Genomic DNA, 18203 nt, shown 5'->3' with positions numbered 1-18203 from the left:
TGGAGTCCTTGTGAAGATCCAGTCCAACGTACACCGTGCTATCGTTTCGCATGCTGGCCTCCGTGGAGGAAATCGCCGGGGCGCGGACCAGTCCACGCCCGTGCGGCTCTGACAGCAATGCTAACCCGCGTTCAGTTTCCCCACGGTGGGCCAGCCCCTGCCTCACGCAAAGTCATACTGCCTTCCGGTTCAGCCTGAGACCGTGGGACGTCGAGGAGTTGTTACTCGAGCGTGGTGTCGTGTTCACATACGAATCGATCCGTTGCTGGTGCAATAAGTTCGGCGCTGGATTCGCTCAGTGCGCCATAGCGGCGCGGCCAAGCCAGGCAGCACATGGCATTCGGACGAGATATTCGTGACGCTGCACGGCGAGCCGTATCTGTTGTAGCGAGCGGTCGACGAGCGTGCTGCTGAACTCGACGTGCTGGCGCAAATGCGGCGTGACAAGGCCGCGGTAAAGCGCTTCTTCCTGAGGGTGCTGCGTTCAAATCCGGTGCCGCGCAAGATCGTTACCGACCAGCTGCGCAGCTATCCGGCGGCGAAGGCTGACATTCCCGAGCTCGCTCATGTGAAGCACGTTTTCGTCAAAGCGGCTGCACGCGTGAACAATCGTGCCGAGAACAGCCACCAGCCGACCCGCAGGCGCGAACGCCAGATGTGCGGCTTTCGCAATGCGCGTCGCACGCAGGCGTTTCTTTCATGCTTTGGACCAATCCGGCAGCACTTCGCGTTGCCCAGACATCAGATGAGCGCGGCATGTCATCGTGCCGTGCTCAAAGAACGCTTGGTCACATGGCATGATTGGACTGTTACTGGCGCAGTCGAGAAAGGTATCTGAATAGGATTACTACTCTTTAGCTTCGTAGGTAGTCTACGCCCGCCAACTTGACAAAGCCGTTCGGAGTGCCGGGTGAGTGGCTGCGAGAGGTGATCGCTTACCTTGAGGACAGCGTCGAGAAGGTCGGCCCGACCGAATCGCAAGGCAGTATCAACGCCCGCAAGCTGCTCTATTGCGCGCCGCCGCCAGCCGTCGACGGGGAGTCACAGGCCACGTTTGTGGCGCATGCAATGATCCGGTGGTTTCGCGAGAACAATGCCACGCTCGGCGCGGACGACCAGATCACGATCGACGCAGCGCTCGAGCGTTTTCTCGGTGCGCCGGCTCGCCCCGGGCAGCTACACCCTTCGGGCACCGTGAGTTTCGCGCCATCGCCTAGCGCGGCGACTATTGGGGCACCACCCAACGACGGGACAACCCATGACCGCTAGTCTGGGGATTTCCGGCGGCGCGCAAGATTGGCGCGAGTACCTCCCCAACAAAACTTCGAGATGACCTATTTCGTAGTGGCAAGAGACGTAGCATCGGCGGAGACGCGAGCCAGTAAAAGGGCTGGACGTCCCCTCCCCATACCACGGCCTCACGGTGTCGGCTACGGTCGGCGTCGCGGCGCGGGTTGGTCAGCTGGGCGGGATGTGCGAGGACAGCGAGGCGGTCATCGCATCGTAAATCTTGAGGCTGTCTTGGATATTCGCCCGGAATTGGCTGGTCATCATTTTATCGACGGTGACGTAACCCTTCTTACCGCTAAGCCGAATTACGAGCTTGGTGTCCGGATGAATTTTGCGCAGGCCCTCGATATCCGCCGGGGTAGCGATAAAGTTGTAGCGTTCGGTGACTCCGCCAGGTAGCTGGTCATGGTCTACCCGTGCATCCTTAAAATCCCGCTCGAATATCACGTCGCCGTCGGCCATAACGGCGACGTGTTGCATGAATAGCCAGCCATCGGGACCGAAGTAGTACGGTTTCAAAAACAAAATCGGCGTACCCCCGTCTTTCAGAGAAAGATAGGTCTCCAGTGAGGTTGTGGCCTCCAGTTGGATGCCGGGCGTATAAAACCGCAGTTTCCGAAAAGCATCTCGCTTTCCGAACGCCACGAGATGGGTCGCCCCTTTCTCCGAGCCGGGAAGTCCGAAGACACAGAAGAAGTTGGTGACGCCGTCGTGCTCGTCCTTCCGGTCGCTCTCCTTGTACACGGTGCTGAGCGCGCTTGTCCAGTCAGCCATCGTGGGTGGCGGCGCGACCGCGGCGATGGCAATGACTGGCGCCGCCAGCGCCGACGCGGGTGCTGTGGGTTTCGAGCAGGCACCGAGCGCAAGTGCTGTGAGTGCGGCTGCAAACATCAACTTCATCAACCAATCCCCTGTTTTCTATGACCTGGTGGACGTAAGCGCCCCGTTCGTTAGCCGCGATAGAGTATCGCAGGGTTAGTTGCGTGACGAGCGTCGGGTGCTCGGTGCAACACGTAACTGGCCATGTACGTCCAGGACGGCAACACCGTAAGCGACAGACGAAACCGCCCGGGCCTTGACAACAGGGCGTTGTGCGGCCTTGCGCAACCAGCGAAGGGATAACGTCTCACAGGACCGCCGTGGCATCGAGCGGGCGGCATGGGATATGATGGCGTCGTTTCATCGGAAGAATGCGACTCCTATCTGTGACTCTGCCATACCCGCGTCGCCCAGGCCTCTGCCTAGACTAGCAAGCCGGCGCGATTTCCGAGTCCGTCCCAAAAAATCGGAGCAATCGTGCCAGGAGACACGGCGTATATCATAGTGCACGGGTCGGGCCAAGATGGCACCTCCCACCGGGAAAATACTGTCAAGCTTGCAAAGCATTTGCGAGCGATCGGCGAACATGTTTATGAAATCGGTGGCCCCGGAAGCACCGAGCGTGCGCTCAAGCAATACATCGAAGCCGTGGAGGGGCGGATTATCCGCCCCATCGACGAGGTCGGCATTCCGCTAGACCATGCGTTCGAGCTCGGGTTCGGCATGGGCGCTGGAGGGCGACTCGACAATATCGTCAAAGAGGGTGAGCAAGCGATCTACGAATTCCTGAGGAAGGGAATTCGCAAGTTCAAGATCGTAGGCTTCAGTCGTGGGGCCGTTGCGTCGGTGCTGCTCGCGCAGCGACTCCCTATATTTCGCGATATCGTCGATATTCAATCGATCGATCTTTCGCTTGGGCTTCTCGATCCCGTTCCGGGCCCCATATTGGTTCCACAGCATTTGGTGATTCCAGAATACGTCAAGCACACGGTGCTGCTCATCGCCAGGGATGAAGGGCGACCCGGGTTTAGGCACCTGAGTTTGCAGCGCGAGAACCCGCGAACCCGGCTCACGGTGGATATGATCCGCGGCGTGCATGGAGATGTCGGCGGGAGCACACAATCGGGTACGACCGACCTCAGCTTGGACTACTTGGTGCGCAATCTCGAGGTCCCACATCGGCTCTTGTCTTTGCAGGAGCGATTGGACAAGATAGTCGAGACGATGATGAATTCCGATCGGTCGGTCAACCTCGGCATCGCACAACAATACACTCGGCGGGACTACGGATGGGGCGTGCCTACGTCGACGCCTGGCGACATCGTCTTTCCGTCGTACACGCATACGCAACTGTTCAATCAGCATTTTGCTGACGCGGACCTGTTCTTTCCTTTCTCAGCGGAAATACAAGCGCGGTTGAAAGAGGAGCAGTTGAAAGAAGCAGCCCGGTTGAAAGAGGCACGGTTGAAAGAGGCACGGTTAAAACAAGCTCAGTTGAGAGCAGCTCAGTGGGAGTGGCAACAGCAACAGCAACGAGAGGCGCGCGCCGCCGCGATGGAGCGAATGCGTCAAGAAGCTGCGGTTACGCAAAGGCGCATGCGCGAATGGTTGGAGCGTCGCGCACAGCAAGCGGAAGCCGAGCGGCGTCGGATTCGGGTCGTTCGCCCATCCCCGTTTGCGGTGACGGCCAGCGGGCAGATCCTGCACCCGCCTCCCAGCATTCAACTCCTTGACGCCGGCGACGTGGTGAAATTGTTCCGGTATGGCAAGAAGCTCATATTCCGGAAATAATATCTCGAATTTCGAGGCATCGAGTGGCCGCGGCTACGTCAACACGATGTCGCACTGTCGCGAGGTACGTCTCAGACCATACTAACCCGCATCACTGGGTGCTCCACAAGCCCAAGTATGGCGCGGAGTCTACCTTTTCGATGTCTCATCTCGTATCATCCCGAGTCTTGTAAGCGCGCCAAATTTGGGTAGCTATACGTCCTCGGCCGAACGAACGTCCCGTTCGGCACAGTCAAGACCGGCCAGACGTTCGTCCTCGAGAGAGGCAGAGCGCGTGAACTTGCCGCCAGGGTAGACGCAACGACCGCCCTCACGCCTTACCGGCTCGGGTTCGGAATGTTCGCAGAGGAAGCCGTCTCGGTGCGTCGGGCATGGTTCGGACGGCTAGCGGAGCGTGCCACGTACGCTGCGCTGACACTGCGGGCGGCGCGGTAGTCATTGACCCTTGCAGACTCTGCACTGGACTATTCTTCAAGGTGCTGTGCCCTTCCAAGGTGACGAGCGTTGGATGTGACAGGTTCATCGAATGCCGATGTCATAGCAACATCTAATCGACGTCGCGATTGCCGTGCTTTTCGAGTTTAGCCGCCTATAACCGAAGCACGGTTGGGGCTTCCTCGCGCAACTCTTCTTCGGGCGCCAGCGCGTACGATGTACGATCGCAGCCAAGCTGTGAAGCGCCAGATCATTCCCCGTTTGGAAACCGCGCCAGCCTTCATATCCAACGCGGCGATGACGACGTTGCAAGTCTGCGCTTCAGTCGAGTGACCGAACGCGTCAGATATCTCGTCGCAGCAAGTAACCGCCGCCTGATACTTGCCCTGCTCCAACAACAGGTCCGCTTTGCTCCCAAGGGCCAGTGCAGCGATGCGGAGCAGCAGTTCGTCAGGATCTAGAGCATGTCTCCGATAAATCTCGTCGAAGCAGGCTATCGCCTCATCGAGTCTCCCCAGGTCGACCGATATAGCAGCCTTGCCTTGAAGCGCGATCGAAGCCATTCGACGCACCGTAATCTGCTGTGCGTTCTCAAACCGGCGATCTAACTCGCCATATACATCAAGTGCCTCCTCAAACCTGCCTTGCTTGCTAAGAGCCGAAGCCATCTCCCAAAGCGCCTTGGCTACGCACTCACGAATCGTGGGTTCGGGCGCTTTACCGAACCGGTGACAAATCTCCCTCCAGCAAGCAACAGCCTCATCGTGCTTGTCCTGAGCGAATAAAACGGTTGCTTTTTCCAAAAGCGCGGCCGCGACCAGCGGACGGATTTCCGGCTGAGAAGTCTGAGCGTGTCTGCGTTCAATTTCGTCATAGCAACCTAGCGCCAATTCGCGTTGCCCCTGCCCATTCAGTAAGACACCTTTGTCGCCGAGCGCGGTTATAACCTGAACTTGGATCTCCACCTCAGGGGCCTCCGCATACCGGCGATCGACTTCATCGTAGCAAGCAACGGCTTCTCGAAATTTGCTCTGCTGCTTGAGCATGAACGCCTTGTTTCGGATCGCCATTGCAACTTGCTCACGAATCGCTGCTTCAGGCGCCTCGGCGAAGTTCTCGAACATCTCGTCGTAGCAACTTACGGCTTGGTCGTGCTCGTGTTGCTCTCCGAGCAAAGTCGCGGCTCCACGGAATGCGAAGGCGGTTTCAAATCGAAACAGCGAATTTGTCTCAACGAAGAAACTTTGCAATACGGCATTAAAGATCACTATTGCACCGCCTGGATTATCCCTATTGTAGAACCATAGCGCGAGTCGATTAAGGCCTGCTGCGTCCTTGAGATCAAGTAGACACAAGCCGAGATTCAGGGGATCATCCTCGCGACTATTCCGTTCCCCATAATAAAACGCTGCTTCCGGGCCAGCGATAAAGGCGTCTTCAGTTCGAATCGGGTCCGCGTGGCCCGAAGAAAGAATAAAACCAGAGTTTGCTAACTCGTTCAATTGATCCCTGAGTATCGCTGGTTCCCCCGTTGGTCGCTGAAAAACCGTAGCTAGTACGCCCCTAAGACGCAATTGCGTGAGTGGTGTGACTTCGAATTCAGACAAAAGCTGCAGTGCCCGGAAGCAATCTTGGGTTGATGCAGGAAGAGCGGCGAAACGTTCTCGCATAAGAACAAACGCCCCGCGCATGCAGATTGCACCGAGTGTTGGAAATGGATACCTTCCAGATTCGCCTATCGCAACCTTTAGACGCTCTTTGTCAGCGTCGCTTACCGGCCGAAGTACCAATTTAAGCGCCAAAAATTCATAAACTTTTTGCAGTGGGCTCGTTGTGGTGACCCTTAGGTTGGTCAGCTCGCGCCCTTCCCGACATGACGCGACAATCGCGCAAAGAGACGTCACAGAGTTTATCGTGTGATAAAAATCTAATATATTAATCCTTGCATTCTCATAGTCATTGAGATCGTCTAATACAAGCAAGACCTTCTTTTTCTTAAGACTTCGCAAAGAATCTTCAGTAATATCAGCGTGCGGATTCGGTCGAATAATTATGAATTCGCGCAACCGCTTGGCGATTTGAAATAGAGTGCGCGTTTTGCCATCTGTCGGCTGACCGATCAGCAGGAAGCTGACACCATCTTCGAGCTTTGCTGCTAGTTCGAGTTCGCTATAGATTTGTTCCGGTGGTTCGCGAAATCGATCTTGGTAACTAACCGCTTGGCGCTGAATGTAGATGTTTGGGAAATATGGGCGATGTTGTGTGCGTGGATTAAGGACCCGCTTCCCTGTTCCAATGACGCAAAACTTGAAGTCTTCCGGCTTGAGTTCTTCGGAAGTCTTAAACAACACGAATTCTTGTTCGATGCGGTATGAAAGCGAATGATTGCGTGCGACCCAACTCAGCATCCCGAGCATCAATACGGCCACGATGGTGCCACTAAGCACGTGCGTATTTTTGAACAAGTCCGGAGCCTCGTTCGCCAACATGCTAACGCCGCCGGCGAGAACCGCGCCGACGAGTACGTTCAATATCGGCCACATGCGCCTAAGGGGATACCGAATAGACATCGACCGCTCCCGAGGGTAACTGCAAGGCGACCGAAACCACTCTAGCGCCTTGCGAATTTTGAGCACGCTGTTCGGCGAGAGCTTGTGCACGTTTCTTCTGGCCCATTAGGTTCTAACTGTACAAGCTATCGTTCAAGAGAAGGGTTGGCGAACCTCGCTGCTGTCCTGGCCGTTGCCGGTAAGCAGCGCGATGGCGGCTCGCCTGGGCCGTTGACGACGGTGAGCGTGCAACGCAAGACTGGCATCGCCCGCAGTACGCTTCGTGCACTCCGGAAGCCACGCGGTGATGCCGACGCTAACCCGGACCTCGGGACCATCAGCCGTATGGCCGAGGCATTGGGGGTTCCACCTGCCTTCCTGCTCATGCGGCCTCAGGATTGGGCCGAAATGGCGCTCGCGATTGGCGACAGTAGGGACTACCTGACCGCGGCCACCAAGTTACTGCAGGAGGACCGGTTGGCCGAGAAAAACCCGATCGAGAAGGTATTGCGCGAATGCAAGGTCCATCCCGACGCACGGCCCAAAGGTGTGGGTGCTTCACCTGAAGTTAGCCGCGTGAACGCCAGGGATGAATGGCGGCGGCGCAGCTGTCTCAAGCTCGACGCCTTGATGCTCCGTCATGCAAAGGCCTTCCCGGCCCGCGCTGTGCTCACGGCAATAGCCAGCGCAATGGTGAGTCGCGCAACCCCCCATAACCGAACCTTCTAAGATACAAATGGATCTGAATGACAAACAACATCGCGCAGCACAGGTAGAAGCATCGGTCGTTGCCTGCGCACCGTTAATGCGGGTACCACCGTGCTCAGCCAGAACGGCTTCAAACTTTGCCTTCCAGCCACGCTCTGCCTGCTGGCCGTCGGGACGCAGCGCCTCGGGATTATTACGTTTCCTCATCACCACTCCATCATATGAATTCCCAGCATTTGGCATGACGCCATTTGCCGTGCGGGCGCACCGCGCGGGCCTATCGTTCGCGCGCCCACCACGACACGGGTCATGGCGACGGACGTCAGGCAAACGTAAGCACCGTTGGTACCAGTTAACGCCGGATTTGCCGCCCCAGGTCTCGCCTCTGGTCTGGCTTCGCTCTACACGCACCAGCTTGTAGAGCATGGAGAGCCGGTCGCTCCCGCATTTCACATCGTGCAACGGGCTGGAGTGTCTTAAAAACGGACGATTCGATGTGCGATCCCAGTCCTTCTGCTAATCACACATCGCCCCAGCCTTACGGTTGTGGGGTTACCTGCCACTTGAGAAGGCGTAGGCCCTTTAACGGGGAGCCAAGCCGAGCGCGTCCGCGGCCGTGATGGCCGAGGTTCAGTTGGGTGGCGCTGCACCCGGTTGATTGTCCTGCCGCAGCAGGGTAGAGGCCGTGCGATCACCATGGCTGGTGGTCGCCGCGTCGTCGACGCTTTCGGCCTCGGTTGACTCGACGAAATCTCGACTCTGGCAAGCAGGTAAGACGCGATTCTGTTGGGAATTTCGCACTCTCATCCGCTTTCGGTAAGGGTTCTGCCCTACCTCTGTCTTGATTTGTCCTTTAATTGGAACAGCTTCAAAAAAAACGCCGGGCGGCGTTTTTGGACTGAAAAGTTCATGAGTGCCTGGGCAATGGCTTGCCACAGGAGGGAGATCCTGGATGGATCTCGGGGGTGGACCTGAGCGAATTCAGGATCCACTAATGCCGCGACGCGGCGCTGTAAATCTGTTCACACGAGCTGCCTAAATGGCTCAACACGTGCGATGGGCTGAGTAAATCACACGTCTCCGGCGTTTGCAACACCGAAAAGATGCCCGCGCAGCATTACTTTCGGTCGCACGGGGCCCAGCGCAACAGGGAACATAGCAGATTCCGGACATCAGCCTTGGCAGACCCCTGGCAGATCCTTTGCATTAGCCTTGGCAGCCCTGGCAGATCCTTTGCATTAGCCTTGGCAGATCCTTTGCAATAGCCTTGACAGTTCCTTGGCATTAGCCTTGGCAGCCTCGACAGTTCCTTGGCATTAGCCTTGGCAGCCTCGACGATAGTCGTGGTACCTCCAATTGTTAAAACACCGCTCTGCTATGAACGTCAACGAGTATCTGAATCAATTGCCGGCACGACGCGATAGCAAGTTGGCTCCCTACAAAGAGGAACTCCGCGTCCTTTATTTCGGCAAAGCCTCGGCCGCCGCGACCCAAATATTCCTTCGCGACAGGCACGGTCTTATTGTTTCGAGACAGGCAATCTGGGAATTCTGCAAGCGACACTTTTCGAGAGATACGAACACTCCCGGTAGTGGAAGCGGACAGTCATCACCGGAAATCAATTCACCTCCGGATCCGTCGCACGAACAGACTGGAGTGCCGGCACATGCCGGATCGCAAAGTGTCGAAAGCCGAGTCATTCTTCGGAATGACGAATCAAAAGCACCCGCATTTCAGCCAGCCACACACGTGCATCTTCCTAACATTGAGCACTCGAACCCTCGCGCCGGAGACGCTAGCAAACTCATGGCATTCTGGTCCGAGTCGGAAACGCCGCGGCGCTCCAAAACAGAATCGCAAAAACTAGACGAACGATCCGAAGCGCTTAAAGCCGAAGATCGGAAGCAACGACGCGAACAACCTCGCTAGCGCCCAATGGACGCGCGGGAATCAACTAATCATGAGGAAGAAAAAATGTCAGAACCTATTCAGGTCGCCCCAACGCCGGCCGGAAGTACCCAGACGCCGACATCGCCCCCTAAGACCTCTCCTACTGTGCCCTCCCTTCCTCGCAATCCGATTCGCATTCTCCTTCTCGCACAGGTAGGAACGATCGGCAAGAGCACGATTGCTGCGGTTGTGCTGCATCCCCATCTCAAAGGCTCCTTCTATTCGATTGAGTCGTTCAACCAGGACGCCGCGCGGTATGGAGTTCAGGTGGAGCGCTTTCTGGCCGAGCAGGATGATCTAAAAGACTTCCAAAAAGACCTTACAAACGATCCTCGCAACGCTGTCATCGACATCGGACAGTCGGCTCTGGACGTATTCCTCAAGCGGATGGCCGTCGACCGAATGGTGGAAGATTTCGATTACGTCGTCTCGGTGGCCGATACTACAGATCGAGGGCAAGATGAAGCCATCAACGTATGGGAAAAGTTAATGGCTCTCGGTTTTGAGCCCGAACAATACCGTCTCGTTCTAAACCGCTCTCAGCCGAAGAAGTTAATTACGGCACAGTACTCACGGCTTTTCGCGTACAAAGAGGTGCACAAGGAATTCTGGGTGAACGGCGCTTGCATCCTGCCAGAGCTGAACGTCTTCAATGAAATGGCGTCCCAGGGGGTTTCTTGGAACGACGCTCTCAGTCCGGGCGTCGACTTTCTGACGCAGTCGCGCGAGCTACGCCACAACGGCCGTGAAAAGGAGGCGAGGAAAGCCGCTGAACGAGCCTTGCTGCAGAAGTGGGCCAGAGGGGCAGCTGTCTTCACTGAAGCAGCTTTCTATGCGCTTGATATTCCCGTCTAAAACACCATGAACGGACCGTTGCGGTCGGCGCACGATCAGCCTCTTACAGTGGAAGGCGCGAAACTGTATCTCGTGCTGGAAGAGGTGGATCGTATTGTCGTTACCCTCCAGACGCTTAACGATGCCGCCGTTCAAAGGGAGACGGACCGGCAAAACGCCGCCGTCGCAGAACAGCGGACCCACTGGATTGAAGAACAGGCTTTGGCCCACTCCATTGCACAGGCAGTGATCGTCAACATACACGCCGAGATGGATCTCGATAAAGAGCGTGAGATGAACGCTGCTGTGTTATCCGCGCACGCGGCGGAGTTGATGTCAGCCACCACCTGCATCATCAAAGACACTGCCGCGATCATCGCCGACGCGGTCACTGGGATGCCGCCTCTGCCCCCAATGCCACCTGAAGACGCACAGTTCATGGAAAAGGCGAGGATGCACGCGATCAGATACCTGGCTGAAGCGAAGCGGTTTATGGTCGCCGCGACCCATCCTCTCGTCTGGTTCACCTGCTGCGTCGTATTGTACGCTGCGGCACACTCGCTCAAACTCGGATAGTCCTAATGCCGGGTCCCTTAGAGGGGACCCGCGCAACTTGCGCAACATCTTCGCTTGCCCACGCGGGCAACACTCGACCCAGATTCTCGCTCTTCAGTCCTTCAAGTTGTCGCTCAGTGCGAAAAACTTCCATTGATTTATATGGCGTTTTTCGTGCGCTAGCATCCCATTTAGGTAGACAGCAGCAGGGCATACCAGTTGGCCGGCAGTTGATCCCAGCCCGGATGAACGTCACCGAAATCTCCCACATAAAAAACCCCCTAAATTCCCGTCGCATTTGTCCGATAGGTGTGAGTGCAAGGATTCGGACCGCTTCTCATCTCACGCAGCAACGGCTTCCGAATGCCAGTTTGTAATTAACAGTTTTCGATTCTGGGGTGCCGAGATGGAATGGACACCGCCCTCCCTTCGGGGAAGTGGGCTTGATGGAGGGCCTCCAGAACCGAACGGCATCAATGTGCCAAAGTGGAGTTGCGACACAACCACTTGAGGAACGGAGGCCCTAAATGAATGCTACGACATATGGACTGGATGTTGCAAAGCGGGTGTTCCAGATGTACTGGGTCGACGCGCTAACTGGCGAGATAGCCAACCGCCGGTTCGGACGCGACGATTTAATCCCGGATGGTCACTTCAAATTCCCCCACTTATGGTCGCGCAAACTCCTCCACCTAGAAGCAGGACAAAGATAGTTTTTTAGCTCGCTTTCGTTTTGCGCGCAAGGGTTTCCGCAGCTTCCTTCAGGCGGTAGCTGCGGCCGTCGAATTCAAGCGAATGGCAGTGATGCATGAGTCGGTCCAGGATCGTGCTGCTCATGGTGTTGTCGCCGAGGTAGGCGCCCCAGTCTTGAACGACGCGGTTGGACGTGACCATGACGCTGCGGCGCAGTTTGTATCGTTGATGAACAAGGGTTTGCAGCAAAGCGCCGGCGGCGTCCGGAATCGAGCGCGACAGAAACAGATCATCCAGAACCAGGCGCGGCCTGACCGCCAGCGTGCGCGCCAATGCCACCCGCTGCTGCTGGCCGCCCGACAACTCGCGGGGATAACGCACGGCGAAGGCGTCCATGCGCACCATCTCGAGCATGGCGCCAGCTTCGCGAAGGGCATCGCGCCGCGTTGCGCCATTGGCCTCGAGCCCGTAGGCCACGTTGGCCGCAACCGACATGTGCGGAAACAGTGCGTAGTTTTGAAACACAATGCCGACCCCGCGCTGCCGGGGCGCAAGCCCGTCGACACAATCGCCGCCAATCAGCACCCGACCGGCGCTTTGCACCTGCAGCCCGGCAAGAATGCGCAGCAGCGTGCTCTTGCCGCAGCCTGACGGTCCGAGGAGCGCAACGAGTTCGCGGCCATCGATCTTCAGGTCAAGGTCCTTGATGACGGACACATCGCCGAAACGATGTTCGATCCGCTCGAAACACACGTCTACGCTTTCGTACTGATTCATGCCGTGGCCCTGGCCCAGAGTTGCTTTGCCGCGCGGTTGCCGGCTTCTATGACTTGCTGCGCATCGCAGAGCGTGGGACGGCCGTCATCCACGACGATACGGCCGTCCACGATCACCATCTCGACATCGCGGCCCACGCCGGTATGCACGAGCGTGCCGAGCGGATTCGGGTGCGGCGTCAGATGTGCGCGACGGAAGTCGAACACCGCCAGGTCCGCCAGCCAGCCTTCAGCCACGCGTCCCAGACGATCGCCGAGTCCCATTGCGGCGGCGCCGTTGCTGGTCGCCATTGCAAGTGCGTCGGCGGGTTGCCAGTCGCCGGCGACTTCGCCGAGCTGGATGCGCGCAATGGCCAGCGCCCAGCGCATGACTTCGGTCATGTCCGCATGCATGTTGTCCGTGCCAAGCGCGATCCTCGCGCCAGCGGCCCGCAGAGCCGGCGTGGGCGCCATGGTGCCGCCGGTCGCGTTGCCCTTGGGTATATGGGCGACCGTGATACCCGCCCTGCCGACGCGGGCGATATCGGCGGGATCGAGGAACAGGCAATGCGCCGCGACGAGGCGCGAGTCCAGCAGCCCGACGGAATCGAGCAGTTGCGCGGGCGTCTTGCCCGAGCGGCGCAAGACCTGCGCGACTTCCGTACGGCTTTGCGCAAGATGTGCGGTGACGCCGAGGTCGCGCTCATGCGCCACCTTCGCGATCAGCTTGAGAAACGCGTCCGAACAGGTATCCGGCGCATGGACCGCCAGTTGCACGCCTGTGCGTCCGTCGGCGGCACCGTGCCAGCGGTCCGCGAGGCGCAATGCGTCGTCGAGGGTGCGCTCTCCGATCGACGTGTGGTGCTCCCAGCGGCCATCGGCGACGCCCGAGAAGTCGACATCGTGCAGGCGGCCGCAGGCGTACACGCGCAAGCCCAGCTCGGCCATCGCGCCGAGCGTAAGGTCTGCGTGGACATAGCTGTCGTTGATCAGGGTCGAGCCGAACAGCATGGCTTCCATCGCACCGAGGCGCGCGAGCGCAATCGCTTCGTCGGGACGTACGTCGTGGCCGTGAGGAATACCGGGCGTGTAGGCGGGAGCGAAACCGAGGTCTTCGGCAACGCCTCTCACCATGCTGAGGATCGCGTGCGTGTGGACGTTGACATAACCCGGGACGATGACCCGTCCATCAAGGCGCCGGGTCTCGCGCGCCGTAGCTCCAGCGGGCAGATCGGCCGCCCGTCCGACGAACGCGAGCCGGTTGCCCGAGATCGCGATGGTGGCATCGTGGACGATTGGCCGCGCCGGGTCGGCCGTCAGGACGGTCGCACCGGTGATGAGTAGATCGTAAGCAACAGGGTGCATGGGTTCAGGCCTGCAAATGCTGGAGAAAGCGGCGCGTGCGCTGCTCGCGCGGCGCGCCAAAGATCTGGTCCGGCGAACCCGTTTCCACGATGTTGCCGCCGTCCATGAACACAACGCGGTGCGCGACCTGCCGCGCGAACGACATCTCGTGCGTGACAACCAGCATCGTCATGCGAGCGCTGGCGAGGTCGCGCATGACATCGAGCACCTCGCGCACGAGTTCAGGGTCGAGCGCGGATGTGGGTTCGTCGAAGAGCAGCACCTCCGGCTGCATGGCAAGCGCGCGTGCGATCGCCACACGTTGCTGCTGCCCGCCCGATAACTGGCTCGGGCGCTTGTCCGCGTGAGCCGCCAGATGCACCTGCTCAAGCGCAGCGGCGGCGCGTTGCCGGGCTGCATCGCGTGACAGTCCGAGCACCCGATATGGTCCGCAAGACACATTGTCGAGCGCGCTCAGATGCGCGAACAGGTTAAACCTCTGGAACACGAAGCCGAACCGGCGGCGTTGCCGCGCGAGCGTTGGCTCGGACACAGCCGGCTCGCCCGCATTGCTGCCGATCCGTTCGCCGCCTAGATGGATCGTGCCGCCGTCCGGTGTTTCGAGGAAATTGAGGCAGCGCAAAAATGTGGTCTTGCCCGACCCTGACGGCCCGATCAGGACCGCGGTCTCGCCGCGCCGGATGTCGAGAGATACGGCGTCGAGAATCGTCTTGCCGGCGAATTTCTTGTGCAGCCGGTCCACCGCCAGCAACACGGTCGGGTCCACGGAAGCAGGCGCATCAGGATGAGATAAAGGCATGGGGTCTTGAACCAGGTCAGTACTGCGGCAAGCGCCGCTCGAGATAACGCGACAGCCACGCAAGCGCCGAGATCAGCGCGTAGTAGTAGAGCGCGATCAGCAGGAATATCTCAAAGGGCGAAAAGTACGTCGCGATAATCTCCTGGCCCGCATGCGTCAACTCATACACGGAGATCGCGGATAGCATGGCCGATCCCTTGACCAGCGAAATCAACTCGTTGGTGAGCGGCGGCAAGATACGTCGCCAGGCTTGCGGAAACAAGACATGCAGCACGATCTGCCGATGGCGCATGCCGATCGACTTCGCCGCTTCGGTCTGGCCGGCATCGATCGACTGCAGACCGCCACGCATGATTTCGCAAATGAAGCCACCCGCATTCAGTGTCAGTGCGGTGACGCCGGCCCAGTACTCGTTGAAGTTCACGCCGATCACGGGCAACGCGAAGTACACGAGGAAGATCTGGATCAACAGCGGCGTGCCGCGGATGAAATCGACATACGCCCGCACGAAGAATCGCACCGGCGCATGACGGCTCATTGCGCCGAAGCCGAGCACGGCGCCCAGCGCGATGCCCAGCACGATAGCGGCCGCGCAAATCCTGAGCGTCGCCAGCAGGCCGACTGCCAGCAACGGCATCGACATGCCGATCAGAGTCCAGTCCATGTGCGCCCCGTGTCAGGAGAGAGCCGGCACGGCGTCGGGCAGCGCCATCGACAGGCCGAACCACTTCTCCTGCAGCGCGTCGAGCGTGCCGTCATGCCTGAACATGCGCAGTTGCTGGTCGAGATAGGCGATCAGCGCCGTGTCGTCGGGGCGTGCGGCGAGGCCCGCCCAGTTGTCGGCGCCGATTCCCTTGACGATTGCGAACTTGCCGGGTGAGGTCTTCATCGCGAGGCCCAGCGTTGGAAGCGTGTTGAGCACGCCATCCACGCGCCCCTGGGAGAGCGCCATGTAAGCGGCCGGATGATCGTCGAAGTCCTTGACCTGGGCGAAGCCCGTGCCTCCCGCGGCCTTCAGGGCTGCATCGAGCTTGGGCTCGAGCGTCTGGCCGGGCGAGCCGGTCTTGAGCCCGAGGATCTTGCCATTCATCCGGGGCATGCCGGTGATGCTGGACTGATCGGCAGCGCGTATCAGCATGGCCTGCGACGCTTCCACGTAGGGGATCGAGAATGCAACTTTCTTTTCCCGCTCCGCCGTATAGCTCAGGCCACTCATCACCAGATCGAACTTCTTCGCGTAGAGCGCGGGTATGACGCCGGCCCACACGGTATCGACAAATTCGGGCTTGACGCCGAGCGTCTTGCAGAAAGCGTTGGCAAGATCAACGTCATAGCCGGTCAGCACGCCGCCTTCACGAAACGTGAAAGGCGGATACGTGGCTTCGCAGCCGATCCTGAGTACGCCGGCTTTCTTGATGTCGTCGAGCGATAAGCCCGCCGCCGATGCGAGGCGCGGCAAGCCGGCTGACAACAGAAGCGAAGCGGCCGTCAGCCGGCCAACAAACTGGCGGCGCGTCATATGTGAAGTCATGCTTGAACTCATGGCGGATCTCTTGAACTGGTGGAATGAGGTGGACTGGGGTTTAAACGGGCGAAACCGCAAGCTCACGCCCGATACGCAGAGGGCAGCGAGAACCGCTGAAGCACCTTGTGCACACCGATACGCGGCGCAAGCGGATTACGCGGCTTCGCCAGTTGTGGCCGAAGCGCCTCGAGGAACTGCCCTCGCTCCCGCTTCCAGAGCGACGATCCTTCTGCCGGCGATCCCAATGTCCGCTTCGAAGCAGTCGGCGGCGGTGGCGATATCGGCGTGACGGCGGATGACCAGATCGAAGTACACGTCCATCACGAGAGATCCTGGAACAAACGGCCCCACCCTTTGATGCGGGTGGTATCGACACCGGCGAGTCTCAGGGACTTCCACACTACTGTCGAGATCGTGTCGTAGACCGGAATGCCGGTCTCGGCCTCGAGTTCTGCTGCGAGCGGTGCGCCTGCCAGGTTCGTACAGAAGATCGTGATCGCGTCGGGTTTCGTTGCGGCGACCTCGCGCACCATCGCGCGAATCTGCTCGGCGCCGACCTCGGAAAACGAGAAGTTGTCCTGCAGCTTCAAATGCTGTTCGCCGACGCATTCGAAGCCCGCCTTTGCATACGTGGCAGTCACGCGTTCCTGGACATCATCGCGATACGGTGTGACCAGTCCGAATCGGCGCACGCCGGTGCGCTCGAAAATCTCATTGAGCGCAAGCACGGACGTGCATGAAACGATACCGGTGCGTTCAGTGATCCGTTTGCAAAGGCGCTCGTCGGCGTCGAACCCGAGCCAGCCAGAAGACGTTCCGTTCCAGCCGATAACATCGAGCCTCGCATCGGCCAGCAATTCGGCCGCGGCGAGGATCTCGCGGTCGTCAAACTGTGCCAGCGCAGAATCCGACAGCGCGATTTCCGTCACGCGAAAGCGCCCGAAGTGAGCGCTGGCCTCTGGAACACCGGCGAGCATTGCCGCGGTAACGGGTTCGAGCGTTGTGTTGGAAGACGGTGTGAGCATTCCAAGCAAAGTGCGTCGTTTCATGTGCGAGCGTCAGGGGAGTCGGGAAGAGTAACGGACCCCTAATGCAATGACCGTGCCAACATTACTCTGTTAAATTGTATGCAATTATGAATAGCTTAGTACGCAATGAAAGCGGACCTTTCGACGGCCCTGAGCCTGGCACCGTCGCGCTAATCTTTGGCTTGCCATATTCACTTATGCGGTGCAATACAGCACCAGGGCAGCGCGCCGTGCGATCGCAAGGGGCACAAACTTTCAGCCTCCTTCCATCCTATTTCCGCCGGCATCGAGACTTTCCATCTCGGCGCTCTGTCGATAAACTGCGAACAAGGACGAAAACAAACCGTTTTGAAGTTGTATACGATAACAACGAGACCGTCTTTTTATTTTTGCCAGGACGAACCTTGACTGAATCTGCTGTCAAGCCAGACAAGGCTTATACGAATGACGAGATCTATGCGCGGCTGCAAAAGGCCGTGCAGGAGCATCGGCTCACGCCCGGAACGCGGCTGGTAGAGGAGCGCCTGGGCGAACTCGCAGGTGTGAGCCGCACCAAGATCCGTGAGGTGCTGAGCCGTCTTGCGCATGAAGGTCTCGTCACGCTGGTGCCGAACCGTGGTGCGTTCATTGCGAGTCCAAGCGTCGCGCAGGCCCGCGACGTTTTCGTAACCCGTCGCATGATCGAGCCCAATATGGCGAGCATGTTGAGTTCCAGGGCGACACCGGCGCAGATCCGTACGCTACGGCGGCACTCGAAGCAAGAGCAGGAAGCGCGTGCTAAAGACGACCGGCCCACCATCATCCGGCTATCGGGAGAACTCCACGTTCTCATCGCGCAAATGGTCGGCAACGAGATCCTGCTGCGCCTGATGCGCGAACTGACGTCGCTGACCTGCCTGATCATTACCTTGTACGACAAGCCCAATACGCCCGCTTGCCCGCACACGGAACACGCCGACCTGATCGATGCGATCGAGGCGAAGGACGGAGCGCGCGCCGCCAGGTGCATGGCGGACCACCTGATGCATATCGAGCACACTCTGAACTTTGACGTCGCAGACGCTGACCCGCCTGAGATCGAATCGTTATTTGATTGAGCTCCTAATT

General features: G+C 58.7%; 15 protein-coding genes and 2 pseudogenes. 8 read left to right on the top strand and 9 right to left on the bottom strand.

Going from position 1 to position 18203, the window contains the following annotated elements; genetic code table 11:
• Positions 1–182: 182 nt before the first annotated feature.
• Both AWB69_RS37940 and AWB69_RS37935 read left to right on the top strand, forming a co-directional pair.
• Positions 183–838: pseudogene (locus AWB69_RS37940) on the top strand (IS6 family transposase); the annotation flags it as partial.
• Between the two features lie 47 nt (positions 839–885).
• Positions 886–1269: a hypothetical protein gene (locus tag AWB69_RS37935; protein ID WP_156529119.1), complete on the top strand. Its 384-nt coding sequence runs from the start codon at positions 886–888 to the stop codon at positions 1267–1269.
• Positions 1270–1458: 189 nt separating this feature from the next.
• Here the strand turns inward: AWB69_RS37935 and AWB69_RS37930 are convergent, their stop codons facing one another.
• Positions 1459–2190, bottom strand: coding sequence for a hypothetical protein (locus AWB69_RS37930; RefSeq protein ID WP_062091911.1), 732 nt, complete (start codon positions 2188–2190; stop codon positions 1459–1461).
• Positions 2191–2586: 396 nt separating this feature from the next.
• Here AWB69_RS37930 and AWB69_RS37925 point away from each other — a divergent pair, with 396 nt between their 5' ends.
• The gene (locus tag AWB69_RS37925) at positions 2587–3900 is read left to right on the top strand and encodes a hypothetical protein (RefSeq protein WP_062091910.1); all 1314 of its coding nucleotides are present in this window, start codon (positions 2587–2589) and stop codon (positions 3898–3900) included.
• Between the two features lie 581 nt (positions 3901–4481).
• Here AWB69_RS37925 and AWB69_RS37920 read toward each other — a convergent pair.
• Positions 4482–6866 (bottom strand): tetratricopeptide repeat protein, encoded by a 2385-nt coding sequence (locus tag AWB69_RS37920; RefSeq protein WP_197500409.1) that lies wholly within the window; start codon positions 6864–6866, stop codon positions 4482–4484.
• A 183-nt stretch (positions 6867–7049) separates the two neighbouring features.
• On the opposite strand from AWB69_RS37920, the gene AWB69_RS37915 reads away from it, so the two are divergent.
• From AWB69_RS37915 to AWB69_RS49920, 4 genes and pseudogenes are all read left to right on the top strand, one after another.
• Positions 7050–7613 carry a helix-turn-helix domain-containing protein gene (locus AWB69_RS37915; protein WP_062091908.1) on the top strand — a complete coding sequence of 188 codons (564 nt, stop codon included), beginning with the start codon at positions 7050–7052 and terminating at the stop codon, positions 7611–7613.
• Positions 7614–9566: 1953 nt separating this feature from the next.
• A complete protein-coding gene (locus tag AWB69_RS37910) occupies positions 9567–10397 on the top strand; it encodes a hypothetical protein (RefSeq protein ID WP_062091907.1) in 831 nt (276 codons plus the stop codon).
• Between the two features lie 48 nt (positions 10398–10445).
• Complete coding sequence (locus tag AWB69_RS37905; protein ID WP_156529118.1) at positions 10446–10952, top strand: hypothetical protein; 507 nt, start codon at positions 10446–10448, stop codon at positions 10950–10952.
• 506 nt (positions 10953–11458) lie between these two features.
• Positions 11459–11572: pseudogene (locus tag AWB69_RS49920) on the top strand (IS110 family transposase); the annotation flags it as partial.
• Positions 11573–11648: 76 nt separating this feature from the next.
• Here the strand turns inward: AWB69_RS49920 and AWB69_RS50495 are convergent.
• The 7 genes from AWB69_RS50495 to AWB69_RS37870 all read right to left on the bottom strand — a co-directional run bounded on the left by AWB69_RS50495 (position 11649) and on the right by AWB69_RS37870 (position 17117).
• The gene (locus tag AWB69_RS50495; RefSeq protein WP_197500408.1) at positions 11649–12401 is read right to left on the bottom strand and encodes an ATP-binding cassette domain-containing protein; all 753 of its coding nucleotides are present in this window, start codon (positions 12399–12401) and stop codon (positions 11649–11651) included.
• On the bottom strand, positions 12398–13744 hold the full coding sequence (locus tag AWB69_RS37890) for an amidohydrolase family protein (protein WP_062091904.1): 1347 nt from the start codon (positions 13742–13744) through the stop codon (positions 12398–12400). Before AWB69_RS37890 ends, AWB69_RS50495 begins: the two co-directional genes overlap by 4 nt.
• Positions 13745–13748: 4 nt before the next feature.
• Positions 13749–14543: an amino acid ABC transporter ATP-binding protein gene (locus AWB69_RS37885; RefSeq protein WP_062091903.1), complete on the bottom strand. Its 795-nt coding sequence runs from the start codon at positions 14541–14543 to the stop codon at positions 13749–13751.
• Positions 14544–14559: 16 nt separating this feature from the next.
• A complete protein-coding gene (locus AWB69_RS37880) occupies positions 14560–15207 on the bottom strand; it encodes an amino acid ABC transporter permease (protein ID WP_062091902.1) in 648 nt (215 codons plus the stop codon).
• Between the two features lie 12 nt (positions 15208–15219).
• Positions 15220–16074, bottom strand: a complete 855-nt coding sequence (locus AWB69_RS37875) for a transporter substrate-binding domain-containing protein (protein ID WP_075644063.1) — start codon at positions 16072–16074, stop codon at positions 15220–15222.
• A gap of 147 nt (positions 16075–16221) precedes the next feature.
• Complete coding sequence (locus tag AWB69_RS48275; RefSeq protein ID WP_156529117.1) at positions 16222–16389, bottom strand: hypothetical protein; 168 nt, start codon at positions 16387–16389, stop codon at positions 16222–16224.
• Positions 16389–17117: a maleate cis-trans isomerase family protein gene (locus AWB69_RS37870; RefSeq protein ID WP_062091900.1), complete on the bottom strand. Its 729-nt coding sequence runs from the start codon at positions 17115–17117 to the stop codon at positions 16389–16391. Before AWB69_RS37870 ends, AWB69_RS48275 begins: the two co-directional genes overlap by 1 nt.
• A gap of 383 nt (positions 17118–17500) precedes the next feature.
• Here AWB69_RS37870 and AWB69_RS37865 point away from each other — a divergent pair, with 383 nt between their 5' ends.
• Positions 17501–18193 (top strand): GntR family transcriptional regulator, encoded by a 693-nt coding sequence (locus AWB69_RS37865; protein WP_075644062.1) that lies wholly within the window; start codon positions 17501–17503, stop codon positions 18191–18193.
• The last annotated feature ends 10 nt before the right edge of the window (positions 18194–18203 follow it).

The organism is Caballeronia udeis (assembly GCF_001544555.2).
GTDB classification, from domain to species: Bacteria; Pseudomonadota; Gammaproteobacteria; order Burkholderiales; family Burkholderiaceae; genus Caballeronia; species Caballeronia udeis.
The sequence above is the reverse complement of the archived record's forward strand: the minus strand, read 5'-3'. Positions and strand labels throughout refer to the sequence as shown.